We start from the raw sequence: 12,957 nt of genomic DNA, 5'->3' as shown, positions 1-12,957 counted from the left end.
CTACGCGGTGATGTCCTTCGCCGTGAACCGTGCCCACGCCGCCGACCCGAACACGACGGCGTACAGCCCTTGAAGCCCGAGGTCGCGGACCAGGTCGTCCCAGTACACCGGGTCGCGCATGAGGTCGGCGAAGGACAGCCAGTAGTGCGAGAAGAAGTACGGCTGGAGGGCGTGCAGCTGGGGGATCTGGTCGAGGATCTGGATGGTGATGAGCAGGCCGACGGTCGTCGCCATCGCCGCGATGCCGCTGTTCGTCAGGGTGGAGATGAACAGGCCCAGCGCCGCGACGCCGATCAGTGACGCGGCGACGACCAGCGCGATGAGCAGGGCGCGCCCCAGCCCCTCGGCGAAGCTGATCCGGGTCCCGGAGATCGTGGTCAACTCGCCCAGCGGAAACAGCAGCGCGCCCACGATGAGCGCCGACGCCGCCACGACCAAGGTCGCGACCAGGCAGAACGTCATCGTGGTCGCGTACTTGGTCAGCAGCAGGCGGCTACGGCCCGCGGGCGCGACCAGCAGATAGCGCAGCGTCCCCGCGTTCGCCTCGCCCGCGATCGCGTCGCCCGCGATGACACCGATCGCCATCGGCAGGAAGAAGGGGAGGGTCGCGGCCAGCGCCGTGAACACCAGGAACAGGCCGTTGTTGGTGATCTGCGAGATGAACGCGGGCCCTTCGCCGCCGCCACCGCCCGCCGTCGAGCCGTCGCCCGTCTCGATCTTGACCGCGATGCCGATGAGGATCGGCACGGCCGCGAGCACGCCGAGCAGCGCGAGCGTCCGCCAGCGCCGGAAGGTGGTGACGAGCTCGCTGCGGAAGAGTCCGAAAGTCCACAGCGGGCTCGGCGCCCGCCTGACCTGAGCCTCGGCCGCCACGATTTCACCCCGCGACATCGAACCCCTCCCCCGTCAGCGCCACGAACGCGTCCTCCAGCGAGGCCCGTTCGACACCGAAGCCGCGGACCCGGACGCCCGCCGTGACCAGCGCGGCGTTCAGCTCGGCGAGCTCGCGGTCCGGAGGCTCGGCGGTCACACCCGTCTCCGTCACGACGAGGTCCACGACGCCCTGGTCCTTCAGTACGCGCGCCGCGTCCCCGGGATCGGGGGTGGTCACGACCAGCCGTCCCCGCGCACCCGCCGCGAGTTCGGCCACCGGACCCTGGGTGATGAGCCGGCCCTGCGCCATCACGGCCGCGTGCGTGCACACCTGCTCGATCTCGTCGAGGAGGTGCGAGGAGAGGAAGACGGTCGTGCCGTCCGAGGCCAGCTCCCTGACCAGGGAACGGATTTCACGCATTCCCTGCGGATCCAGGCCGTTGGTGGGTTCGTCCAGGACGAGCAGACGGCGGGGCTGGAGCAGCGCGGCGGCGAGCCCGAGCCGCTGCTTCATGCCCAGCGAGTACGCCTTCGCCTTCTTGGCCGCCGCGGCGGTGAGCCCGACCCGGTCGAGGGCGGCCGCGACGCGCGCACGCCGGGTGCGCGGGTCGGCGGTGGGGTCGGCGGCGTCGTAGCGGATGAGGTTGTCGCGTCCGGAGAGGAAGCCGTACAGCGCGGGGCCTTCGATGAGGGCGCCCACATGCGGAAGCACGGCGCGGGTGGCCCGGGGCATGGGCTGCCCGAGCACGCGCGCCGTGCCGGAGGTCGGCTCGATCAGGCCCATCAGCATGCGGATGGTGGTGGTCTTGCCCGAGCCGTTCGGCCCGAGGAAGCCGAAGACGCTGCCCGCCGGGACCGTCAGGTCCAGGCCGTCGACGGCGAGCTGCCCGCCGCGGAAGCGCTTGGTGAGCGCACGGGTGGCGATCACCGTGTCCTCGTCGGGCACGGTGATCGCGCCTCCCGTGGCGTCCACCAGGCCGGGGTCCGCGGCGGACAGTTCCTCCATGGGCTCCCTCAATCCAGCTCGCTCATACCGTGGTCACCTGCCTGCCGCGTCGGCCGCCTTCACCAGCGCGTCCTTGGTGACGGCACCGGCGTACACCTTGCCGTCGTCCGTGATCAGCGCGTTGACCAGGCGGGTGGAGAAGACCGTGCCCGAGCCGAACTTGCCGGTGACGTGGTCGCCGAGGGAGTTCAGGAACCCGTCGACGTTGCTGTTGCCGGACGAGCCCGACGGGGCGCCCTTGCCGCCCGTGTCGAACTCGGCGATCGAGTTCCAGCCCTTGCCGATGGTCTTCAGGCCGTCGAGGCCCTTGGTGAGGTCATCGCCGGACTTCGGGGCGTCCTTCGACGCCTTGTCGCCGCTGTCCCCCTCGGTGACCTTCGCACCCTTCGGCGGAGTGAAGTCGAACGTCGAAGCGGCCGGCTTGGCGAAGTCGACCTTGGTGAAGCCCGCGTCCACGACGGCCGCGCCGCCGCTCGTCGGGGTCAGCGTGAACTTCAGCGGCAGGCCCGTCTTCGCGTCCACCGCGATACTGATCGCGCCGACCGTGGAGCCGGACTGCTTCGGCTTGATGAGCAGCTTGTACGCGTCACGGCCGGCGACGTGCGCGGTGCCGTCGACGGTCACCGAGGTCGTGTCGTCGACCGACTTCAGGGCCTCGTCGGCCAGTTCCTTGGGCGTGGCCGGGACGTCCTTCGGCGCCTTCTCCTTCGTCCCCTCGGACTTGGGGGCCGTCGAGTGGTACACCTCGTTCGACTTGCTGTCGTACGCCCATACGTCGTTGCCGTTGTGGATGACGCTGTACTCGGCGGCGCTGTCCAGGAGGGAGATCTTGCCCTTGTCCGGGCCGTCGGCGGCGACACGCAGCGTGTGCGTGCCGGAGGCGAGCTCCAGGAGCTTGCTCTGCGGGTCGGCGGAGGAGCCGCCGTCGCCCTTGGTGGCGCCGGACATCAGGCCGCTCTCCAGACCGCCCAGGTCGGGCAGTCCGAGATCGGTGGTGATCTTCACCGTGCCGGACACCTGCTGGACGTTCGACGTGGCGATCTTCTCGATGAGCTGCTGTGCGGTGATCTTCGGCAGACTGGGGTCTCCGGAGTCGGCGAGCGCCGGGACGAGCCCGATGGTCGCCGCCGCCACCCCCACCACCGCGACCGGGACGACGTATCGCGCGGCCTTGCGTCGCCCGGCGCGCACGTCCTCGGCCTCGTCGGCCTTCGTGCTGTCGTCGGATTCGTACGGTGCCATGTGTGCCTTACCTCCGTCGTCGGCGGCGGCCTACCGTCCTCACGCTCTTCCACCCCTGTGCCGCCATTCTCACCCGAACCGGTGAGGAGTGGTGCTCTCAATCTGACCAAATCGGCCCGGAAGAAGCGTCAGACCCCGGACCCAACTCACGTACTCCTGCGGTATGACATGAAGAGGCGGTGCCTCCCCCGACCCGTAGGGGTCGTGTACGGAGACACCGCCCGTGCGGCCCGAAACCGCTGATCAGCGCTGCACGAACACGTAGTCCGCCTGGTACGGAACTCCCGCGATGGCGCCCGGCGAGCAGGACCCGGCCGGGGCGACGCCGCCCACGGTGTTGAGGCGCAGGATCTCCTGCGTCCCGGCCAGCAGGCCGCGGTGCTTGCCGGACTGGGTGGCCTTGAGGTCCAGCTCAGGGATGTTCTTGTCGCCGTTCGGGGTCTTGGAGAGCACGGCCCCGGTGACCGCGCTGTGGTCGGGCGCGATCCACTGCGGCGTACCGGAGTTGGGCTTCACGAACGAGTGTGCGATATCGCCGCCGAGCAGGGCCTCGACGTCGCGCTGTGCGAAGGCGTAGCCGCCGCCCTCGACCGGCTTGCACTCGTAGATCTGCTTGCCCTTGACCACGGACGCCTGGAAGTTGTTCAGGGCGTGCCGGAAAGCGAAGGTGCCGGTCACCTTGTGGAGCTGGCCGCGGACGGCGCCACCAGGGAACTCGGCCGTGTGCAGATTGGCGTAGAACGAACCGGGGTCGGACTTCAGGGCGTCGAGCAGCGCCGCGTCCTCGACCTTGACGGTCCCGACGACGCTGTGTCCCTTGATCTTGTCGAGCAGCTTGCTGAAGTCGACCTTGACGCCGCCGTTGGTGCCCTTGGCGCCCTGGTGGATGTGGAGCAGGGTCGGCTTACCGGTGCCGCGCCAGGTCACGGCGACAGACACCTTGTTGCCCTTGACCTTGATGAACTCCAGCGCCGCGCCGTCCTGGTCGCCGACGGCGGGGCCGCCCTGGACGGGCACCTCGTTGGCGCCGCGGAGGCTGGTGGCGAGCAGGGTGCCGCCGGCGCCCCCCATGTCACCACTCTGCGTGACGATGGTCCGGTCGCCCTCCGCGGAGTGGTTCACACCGCTGTGGCTCGCACTGCGGCTCGCGCTGTGGCCCTTGCTCCGGCTGCCGCTGTCGGCGACCGCCGGAATGACGGCGGCGGCCACACCGGCCGCGGCGGCCACCGCGACACCGGTCAGGATCAGGCTCTTACGACGCGTGCTGAACGTGGCGTTCGATCCCATGATTCTGTTTTCTCCCCGTATCTCAGCTGACACCCCCTGCGTCAGCTTCCGACCACGAGTACGGACAGAATCCGACCCTGGACTCAATCCAACCATGTGGCGTGGGTCACATGCGTGAAGGTGACTGTGGGCACGGGTGCCGCGAGGGGCGGCATCCGTCCCGAAGAAAGAAGAAAGCGGCACCTGCCGACGCCGGCGAGCGCACCCACGCCGCCCCCAACCCCGGGGCGCCGAGGAAGCCCCCGGGCGCCCGGGAAGCGAGCCCCGGACCTCATCCGGCCCGGTGCACCACCGCGTCCACGAGCTCCACCAGCGCGGCCTTCGCATCGCACTCCGGCAACGGAGCAAGCGCGGCCCGCGCCTCCTCCGCATACCGCACGGTGTCCCGCCGGGCCTGCTCGAGCGCGGGGTGGGCCCGCAGCCGGGAGAGCGCCTCGGCATGCCGGGCGTCATCGGTCAGGTCGGAGTCCAACAGCTCGCAGAGCGCGATGTCCTCGGCGAGTCCGAGCCGCTCCACCCGCTCCCGCAGCCGCAGCACCGGCAGCGTGGGGATTCCCTCCCGAAGATCCGTCCCCGGCGTCTTCCCGGACTCGTGCGAGTCGGACGCGATGTCCAGTACGTCGTCCGCGAGCTGGAAGGCGACCCCCAGCCGCTCCCCGTACTGCGTCAGCACGTCCACGACCGTCTCGTCGGCCCCGGACATCATCGCCCCGAACCGGCACGCGACGGCGACCAGCGACCCGGTCTTGCCGCTCAGCACATCGAGGTAGTGGTCGACGGGATCGCGACCGTCGCGCGGCCCCGCGGTCTCCAGGATCTGCCCGGTGACGAGCCGTTCGAACGCCTCGGCCTGGATCCGCACGGCCTCGGGCCCGAGGTCGGCCAGGATGTACGAGGCGCGCGCGAAGAGAAAGTCACCGGTGAGGACGGCCACCGAGTTCCCCCAGCGGGTGTTGGCGCTGGGCACCCCGCGCCGCACCTCCGCCTCGTCCATCACGTCGTCGTGGTACAGCGTGGCGAGATGGGTCAGTTCGACGACCACCGCCGAGGGCACGACACCCGGCGCGTACGGGTCACCGAACTGCGCGGCGAGCGTGACGAGCAGCGGCCTGAACCGCTTCCCGCCGGCCCGCACGAGATGTTGGGCGGCTTCCGTGATGAAGGGGACCTCGCTCTTGGTGGCTTCGAGCAAACCCTCCTCGACAGCCGCCAATCCGGCCTGGACATCGGCTTCGAGAGCCTGGTCCCGCACGCTCAGCCCGAACGGCCCGACGACGGTCACGAGAGGTTCTCCTGTCTGCTGACGATCACATGGCGAACTCGGTCGATCATTCGGTCGATGACACGGTTTGTCGATGTGTCGCTGCCATCACTCAAGTCAGCGTATCCGGTCACGTTTCGATCACCACGAGCGCCCACCGTCCCTCGCGCGACTTCGCTCCGGCGGCAGGTACCCCGCACCCGACCGGCAGGTACCCCCGCGTGCGCCCGGTAGGCACATCACACCCGATCGGCAGGCACCCTTCCGCACCCGGGCGGTAGGCACATCACACCCGACCCGCAGGCACCCCCACGTCCGCCCGGCAGGCACATCACACCCGACCCGCAGGCACCCTTCCGCACCCGGGCGGTGCCGGATTACGAACGGTATGTTCGTGATCAGCCGATACGAACGTATATGTACCCACTGGCAAAGAGGCAGACCCCCGTGTCCCGAAGCGCCGTCGACACCGAGCCCGGCAGCCGGCCGCCCCCGGCCGACGACCATGCCTTCCTCGGCCGGCCCCGGGGCCTGCTCACCCTCTCCGGCCTGGAGGTCTGGGAGCGCTTCTCGTTCCTCGGCATGCGGGCGATCCTGGTCCTCTACTTCGCCGACACCGGCGGCCGAGACCGACGCCGCCGCGCCCGCGGCCATGCCCGTGTCGCCGTGGGCGAGGCGGTCCCCACGGCCGCCATGACCTGGGCCGGCCCGGGTCTGATCAGCGCGGGCACCGGCCTGCTCGAGCCCTGCGAAGCCGGCGTCGCGGCGGTCGTCGTCGGTGGCGTAGAGCTTGCCGACCATGCGATCGACATCGGCGCCTTCGCGGGCCCCCTGATCACCGGCCGGCTGGGCGACCACCAGGGCCGGGACCGGGGGTTCTCCGCCGCCGCGATCGGCATGACGTCCGGTCCGATCCCGTACGCGGCGGCCCGTCGTCACCTGGCCGGACGCAGGAACGCGGCGGAATTCGCCCTCGCGCCGGTGGTCGCCGCGCTCCGGGTCCGGATGGGCCACAGCCGGCCGCACGCCTCGATCGGGGTCGGGGTCGGGGTCGGGGTCGCGATCGGGGTCGCCCTCGGCTGCCTGTCCTTCCTCCTGATGGCGCTGCGGACCAGGGGCCACAGCGGCCAGAGCGGCCAGAGGGGTGACAGCGACGACGACCTGATGTCGGCCTGGTGGATCGTCGGCCCGTATCCGCTGCTCGGCCTCGGCGACGTCCTCCTGGAGACCTCCGGTATGTCCGCCACCACGAAACTCGCCCCCGCCGCCTTCGCCGGCCAGACCATGTCCCTCTGGTTCCTGTCCCTCGCCCTCGCAGGCGGCATCCAGGCCCAGACGGTGAAGCGGTACGACGACGTCTCCGAGCCCGCCTGCTCCGGCGTCAACGGTGCGATCGCGGTGGCCGCGGGCCTGGCCGTGATGGCCCTCGTGGCCCTCGCCCCGTGGCTGCGCCGCACGATGCACCCGGTCCACTGAAGCCACTGGGGTGACGCTCATGCACATCCGTACGTCCTTCCCGTACGAGACCACTCACGAGGACATCTGGATCCCGCTCGCGGACGGCACCCGCCTGTACGCCCGCGTCTGGCGCCCGCTGACCGACGAACCCGTACCCGCGCTCCTCGAATACCTCCCCCACCGCCTCACGGACTGGACCGCGCCCCGCGACTGGCAACGCCACCCCTGGTACGCGGGCCATGGCTATGCCTCCGTGCGCGTGGACGTGCGCGGGCACGGCAACTCGGAGGGCATGCCGACCGACGAGTACTCGGCGGTGGAGCTGGCCGACGGGGTGGAGGTCGTCAACTGGCTCGCGTCCCAGCCCTGGTGCACCGGCAAGGTCGGCATGTTCGGCATCTCCTGGGGCGGCTTCAACTCCCTCCAGATCGCGGCCCTCGCGCCCGAGCCGCTCAAGGCGATCGTCACGGTCTGCTCGACGGACGACCGCTACGACAACGACGTGCACTACATGGGAGGTTCCGTCCTCGCCGTCGACATGCACGCCTGGGCGGCCACCATGCTCGCCTTCGTCTCCCGCCCGCCGGACCCGGTGCACGTGGGCCAGGTGATGTGGCGCGACCTGTGGGTGAAACGCCTGGAGGCCGTGGCCCCGTACGTCCACACCTGGCTCTCCCACCAGACCCGGGACGCGTACTGGCGGCACGGCAGCGTCTGCGAGGACTACGGCGCGATCCGGGCGGCGGTCCTCGCGGTCGGCGGCTGGCACGACCCGTACCGGGACACCGTGCTGCGCCTGGTCGAGAACCTGCCCTCCGATCGGGTACGAGGCCTGATCGGCCCCTGGTCTCACCAGTACCCCGACCGGGGCCTGCCGCCCGGCCCGGCGATCGGCTTCCTCCAGGAGACCCTGCGCTGGTGGGACCACCACCTGAAGGGCATCGACACAGGAGCCCTGTCCACCCCCGTCCTCCGCTCGTACGTGATGGACGCGCATCCCCCGGCGACGGTGTACCCGGAGCTTCCGGGCCGCTGGGTGGGCGACCCCGGCTGGCCCTCGCCCGCCGTGAACCCCGTCTCGTACGCGCTCCGGGGGGCGCCGGTCCTGGTCCGTTCCCCGCAGCACACGGGGGTGGACGCGGGCCGCTTCACCCCCTTCGGGAACGACGCGGATCTGCCGCCGGACCAGCGGGAGGAGGACGCGAGGTCCGCGTGCTTCGAATTCGAAGTGCCTGAGGAAACCTGGGTGTTGGGCCGACCTCAGGTCCGTCTGCGGCTGACGTCGCCGGTCCCGCGGGGCCAGGTGATCGCCCGCCTCTGCGACGTGGCCCCCGGCGGAGCCTCCACACTCGTCACCCGAGGTGTCCTGAACCTGTCAGCACGCCATGGCCGCGACCAGGCGGTTCCCTGGAAACCGGGCACTACGGAGGACGTGGTTTTCGATCTGAACGCCATCGGGTACGCGTTCCCGCCGGGCCACCGCATCCGCCTCGCCGTCTCCTCCGCGTACTGGCCCTGGATCTGGCCCCAGCCGGGCTCCGAGGCCGGCTTCACGCTGGACCCGACGGCCAGCAGCCTCGAACTCCCGGTAAGGGCACGGGAGTCGACGCCCACCCTCACCTTCGAGGAACCGGAGGAGGCCGAACCCCTCGGCGTGGCCGTCCCGGCGACGCTGGACGAACCCCGACCGGAACGCCTGGTCGTCCGCGACGTGGCCGCCGGCACCTGGCGCCTGGACGTCGACCCGCGCTACGGGGGCACCCACGTGCACCCCGACGGCCTCGAATACACCGAGGACGCCCAGGAGACGTACACGATCGACGAGTCGGACCCCCTCTCGGCCCGCGCCCGCTCGACCTGGTCGATCCGCCTCCACCGCCCCGACCTGCCCTGGGACGCGCACATCACGACAACATCCGAAATCACCTGCGACGCCGAGCACTTCATCACCTCCGACGAGGTGATCTGCAAGGACGGCGGCGAGGTGGTCTTCCATCGGACGTGGGAGAAGAGGATCCGGCGGACGGCGGGCTAGGACCCGCTGGGGCCGACTGGGCGCCGGCCAGGACCTACCGGGGGCCGACCGGGAGCCGGCCAGGACGCATCCGGGGCCGACTGGGCACCCGATAGACCTGCCCGGGGTCGACTGGGCGCCGGCTGGGAGCCAGCCGGGAGCCAGCCGGGAGCCGGGGAACCGCCCGAAGGCTCGAACCGTAATGCCCGAATTGGCCGACTCGCCGCTTTGATTGGGCTTGGTCGCGTGAATTGGGTCACGCCGGGAATAAGTAGGGCTTTTCAGCACCCCCATCGACTCCCCCTTTGCTAAAGGCAAGTTGAGGATCGAATTCCGGCACAAACGGACCTTTTACCCTGCCCTTATGCAGGCGAAAGCGATCTTCGCCGCGAAATCAGACCTTGTTCCCGACATGTGCTCTCGCATACGTTCGCCCCGATCCGAGCGGATCGCCGAATCCTGCCGCCGCCCGGAAACCCACCCACCCATGCACGCACGGCAGGAGCGGGGGACCCAGGTAAGCCGCCGTCCCGGGACACCGGAACGGCTTGGGGTGAAGCCGCGCCCCCCAGCGCGGCCGGGCACCTCCCGCCCGAACCCGACAGCTCACCTCGCAGGCGCCGGAGAGGAAATACGTCATGCCCGCACGAGGCAAGCACCGCCGCCCCAGAACCAGCCCTCTCACCCGCGGCATGGTCGCCGCAGGCACGAGCGGAGTCGCGCTCGCACTTCCGCTCGTGAGCGCCACCGGCGCGCACGCCGCTCAGCCCACACAGGCGCCGGCACAGGTCGCGAAGACCGCCACGGCCACGATCCCCGACGTCCAGCTCATCACCTACAAGGTGGTCGCGGGCGACACCCTGACCAAGATCGCCCAGAAGAACCCCACGAGCGGCGGCTGGAAGAAGCTGTACGAGGCGAACAGAGCGGTCATCGGCAGCAACCCGGCACTGCTCCGCCCGGGCCTGACACTGACGGTGGGCACGAAGACCCTCAAGTCGACCGTGGCGAGCAAGACGACGAACGCGACCACGGCCACCCAGGCCTCCGCCAAGACGTACGCCAACAACCTCGACGGCTGGATCAGGCAGTCCCTGGACATCATGGCCAAGGCGGGCATACCGGGCACCTACAACGGCATCCACCGCAACGTCATGCGCGAGTCGTCGGGCAACCCCCGGGCCATCAACAACTGGGACTCCAACGCCGCCGCCGGTATCCCGTCCAAGGGTCTCCTCCAGGTCATCGACCCGACCTTCGCCGCCTACCACGTCGCCGGCACCGCGATGGACCCCTACGACCCGGTCGCGAACATCACGGCCGCCTGCAACTACGCGGCGGCGAAGTACGGCTCGATCGACAACGTCAACGGCGCCTACTGAGACACGTTCCCCCCGGCCGTCGCCCGGGCCTTCTCCCAGGCTTTCGGCCGGGCCGTCTCCTGGACCGTCTCCTGGCCCATCGCCCGGGCTCCGAAGAGGCGCTCGAGCACGACCGCGATTCCGTCCTCCTCGTTGGACAAAGTCACCTCGTCGGCCACCGCCTTGAGTTCGGGGTGGGCGTTGGCCATGGCGACACCGCGGGCGGCCCAGTCGAACATGGGGATGTCGTTGGGCATGTCACCGAAGGCGAGGGTGGCGGCGGGGCTGAGCCCGAGGTACTCCGCGGCCAGGGCGAGCCCCGTCGCCTTGGTCACGCCACATGGCTGGAGTTCGACGGTGCCCGGCCCCGACATGGTGACCGTCGCCAGCGAACCGACCACTCCCCGCGCCGCCGCCGCCAACTCGTCGTCGGACAAGGACGGGTGACGCAGCAACACCTTGCTGATCGGCTCCGTCCAGAGGTCGTCGCGCCGCCGCACCCGTACCGCCGGAAGCGTCGGGTGCGGCATCACATACCCCGGCTCGATCAGCGTCAGGCCGTCCACGCCGTCCTGGTCGACCGCCGCGTAGAGCATCCCGACCTCCGCCTCGATCTTGCCGAGCGCGGTCTCCGCCAGCTCCCTGTCCAGGGTCACCGACCACAGCAGACGGTGCGCCCCGGCGTCGTACAACTGCGCCCCCTGCCCGCACACCGCCAGTCCCTCGCCGCCGAGTTCGTCGAGGAGCGGCCGGACCCTCGGCGCCGGCCGTCCCGTCACCACCAGATGCCGGGCTCCCTCGGCCGTGGCTCTCGCCAGCGCGGCGCGCGACCGGTCGGAGAGTGTGTCGTCGCCGCGCAGCAGCGTTCCGTCCAGGTCAGTGGCGATGAGTGAATATGCAGTCGGAGCGGCCATGATCCGAAGAATACGGATCGAACGCCTCATCGGCCCGGCGTGAACCGGACGACGTCCGGTATCCCGTCCGCAACGCCGTTCACCGCACGGGCGGCAGCGGCCGTACGGCATCCACTTCGACCCATACCGACTTACCCGGAGCGGTTTTGGGCGTGACGCCCCACCGAGAAGCTCGGGCGCCTGGACCCTCTCCAAGGAGTCCTGACTCCCAAGGACGGCCGACGGCCGGGGCGCTGACCGGAGATCAGGGGGCGCACCCGCATCGCAAAGGGCGCCCCCTGGCCCCACCTCACCTGTGCGCGGCGACCAAGTGCTTCGCCAACCGCGGTGAGGCGAACTCCGTCCCGCACACGAACCGCATCACCGGCCCGTACGAGGCCGCCGCGGGCAGCCCCGTGAAGTACAGCCCGGGCACGGAGGACCGATAGCCCGCGCCGAGTTTCGGCGTACCCCGGCTGACCGCAAGCTCGGTGCGCAGCTCATGCCCGAGGAAGTCCATCGCGGCGAGGTCGACGCGATAGCCGGTGGCGGCTATGACGTGGTCGGCGGAGAGCTCCTCGACCCGGCCGCCGTGGGTCCGGACGGAGAGGACGGGGCTGCCCTCCGGGGCCCCGGCGCCGACGATCCGGTCGATCTCGCGAACGGTGACCTTGCCCTCGAACCGGTCGCGCAGCCACCAGGCACCGAGCGGACCGAGCACCCGGCGGACCAGGTAGTGCCGGGCTTGGGCGGGCAGGTAGCGGTAAGGCTGCGGGTAGTAGCTGAGCGCCCACAGGGACCAGGCGCGCCCGAAGGGCGACTCGGGGCGCAGCTTCGGCTGCTGCCACGGGGCGGCGCCGAAGGCGACGGCACCCTTGCCGCGGGACACCACCCGCACCTGGGCACCCGCCTCCGCCGCGAGCGCCGCCGTCTCCAGCGCCGACTGCCCCGCTCCGACGACGATCAGTTCTTTCCCGGAGAACCGGGTCAGGTCATGGTTCTGGGAGCTGTGGGAGACCGGCCCCGTGGGGGTGGGTCCGTCGGCTGCCGCACCCGCGAGCTCGGGAGGCAGGTGGGCGAACCCGGACAGCCCGGTGGCCACCACCACCGCCCGCGCGGTGAACAACTCCCCCGAGTCCAGCTTGAGTTCAAACCCCTCGAAGCCGCCAGAGCCGCCAGAGGCGCTGGAGGCGCCACGGCCGCCCTTGCGGTCGACCGAGACGACCCGCACCCGCTCCAGCTCGGGCACCAGCTTCTGCTGGAACCACTCCCCGTACGCGATGAACGTCTCGATCGGGATGATGTCCTCATCCGTGACCAGCCGCGGTATCCCCGCCGCGTCGCAGTAGTCGAGGAGCGTGTGCCCCGCCTGCGGGGCGTCGATACTGGAGGCGGCCGGGGTCGACTTGAGAATCATGCCCTCGGGCATGTGATCGCGCCAGCTCACCATGGGCTCGCCGAAGACACGCACCGGGACACCACGCGCCCGCAGATGGGCGGCGGTGGACAGGCCGAATGGCCCGGCACCGATGACTGCTACCGGATGGTTCACGAAGTCCCTC

At 70.5% G+C, this 12,957-nt stretch carries 10 protein-coding genes and 1 riboswitch; of the genes, 3 read left to right on the top strand and 7 right to left on the bottom strand.

The features are described from left to right. The 5 genes from ACFVXA_RS03270 to ACFVXA_RS03250 all read right to left on the bottom strand — a co-directional run bounded on the left by ACFVXA_RS03270 (position 1) and on the right by ACFVXA_RS03250 (position 5,690). Positions 1–891, bottom strand: coding sequence for an ABC transporter permease (locus tag ACFVXA_RS03270; RefSeq protein ID WP_383904596.1), 891 nt, complete (start codon positions 889–891; stop codon positions 1–3). Further along, a complete protein-coding gene (locus tag ACFVXA_RS03265) occupies positions 878–1,879 on the bottom strand; it encodes an ABC transporter ATP-binding protein (protein WP_383904594.1) in 1,002 nt (333 codons plus the stop codon). Before ACFVXA_RS03265 ends, ACFVXA_RS03270 begins: the two co-directional genes overlap by 14 nt. Positions 1,880–1,912: 33 nt before the next feature. Further along, the gene (locus ACFVXA_RS03260) at positions 1,913–3,121 is read right to left on the bottom strand and encodes an outer membrane lipoprotein carrier protein LolA (protein WP_390023658.1); all 1,209 of its coding nucleotides are present in this window, start codon (positions 3,119–3,121) and stop codon (positions 1,913–1,915) included. A gap of 243 nt (positions 3,122–3,364) precedes the next feature. Beyond that, complete coding sequence (locus ACFVXA_RS03255) at positions 3,365–4,408, bottom strand: CHRD domain-containing protein (protein ID WP_390023656.1); 1,044 nt, start codon at positions 4,406–4,408, stop codon at positions 3,365–3,367. A 271-nt stretch (positions 4,409–4,679) separates the two neighbouring features. Continuing rightward, positions 4,680–5,690, bottom strand: a complete 1,011-nt coding sequence (locus ACFVXA_RS03250) for a polyprenyl synthetase family protein (protein ID WP_362018690.1) — start codon at positions 5,688–5,690, stop codon at positions 4,680–4,682. Positions 5,691–6,116: 426 nt separating this feature from the next. On the opposite strand from ACFVXA_RS03250, the gene ACFVXA_RS03245 reads away from it, so the two are divergent. From ACFVXA_RS03245 to ACFVXA_RS03235, 3 genes are all read left to right on the top strand, one after another. Next, a complete protein-coding gene (locus ACFVXA_RS03245) occupies positions 6,117–7,145 on the top strand; it encodes a hypothetical protein (RefSeq protein ID WP_390023654.1) in 1,029 nt (342 codons plus the stop codon). Between the two features lie 19 nt (positions 7,146–7,164). After that, on the top strand, positions 7,165–9,162 hold the full coding sequence (locus tag ACFVXA_RS03240) for a CocE/NonD family hydrolase (RefSeq protein ID WP_390023652.1): 1,998 nt from the start codon (positions 7,165–7,167) through the stop codon (positions 9,160–9,162). Positions 9,163–9,613: 451 nt separating this feature from the next. Beyond that, a riboswitch (cyclic di-AMP (ydaO/yuaA leader) is annotated at positions 9,614–9,776 on the top strand. 3 nt (positions 9,777–9,779) lie between these two features. Beyond that, positions 9,780–10,523: a transglycosylase SLT domain-containing protein gene (locus tag ACFVXA_RS03235; protein ID WP_362018684.1), complete on the top strand. Its 744-nt coding sequence runs from the start codon at positions 9,780–9,782 to the stop codon at positions 10,521–10,523. Here ACFVXA_RS03235 and ACFVXA_RS03230 read toward each other — a convergent pair. After that, positions 10,517–11,416 (bottom strand): HAD family hydrolase, encoded by a 900-nt coding sequence (locus tag ACFVXA_RS03230; protein WP_383736415.1) that lies wholly within the window; start codon positions 11,414–11,416, stop codon positions 10,517–10,519. The two genes, ACFVXA_RS03235 and ACFVXA_RS03230, sit on opposite strands and share 7 nt — an antisense overlap. 289 nt (positions 11,417–11,705) lie before the next feature. Beyond that, positions 11,706–12,947, bottom strand: a complete 1,242-nt coding sequence (locus ACFVXA_RS03225) for an FAD-dependent oxidoreductase (RefSeq protein ID WP_383736417.1) — start codon at positions 12,945–12,947, stop codon at positions 11,706–11,708. Between the last annotated feature and the right edge of the window lie 10 nt (positions 12,948–12,957).

It is taken from the genome of Streptomyces sp. NPDC058246 (assembly GCF_042881985.1).
Classification (GTDB): domain Bacteria; phylum Actinomycetota; class Actinomycetes; order Streptomycetales; family Streptomycetaceae; genus Streptomyces.
The sequence above is the reverse complement of the archived record's forward strand: the minus strand, read 5'-3'. Positions and strand labels throughout refer to the sequence as shown.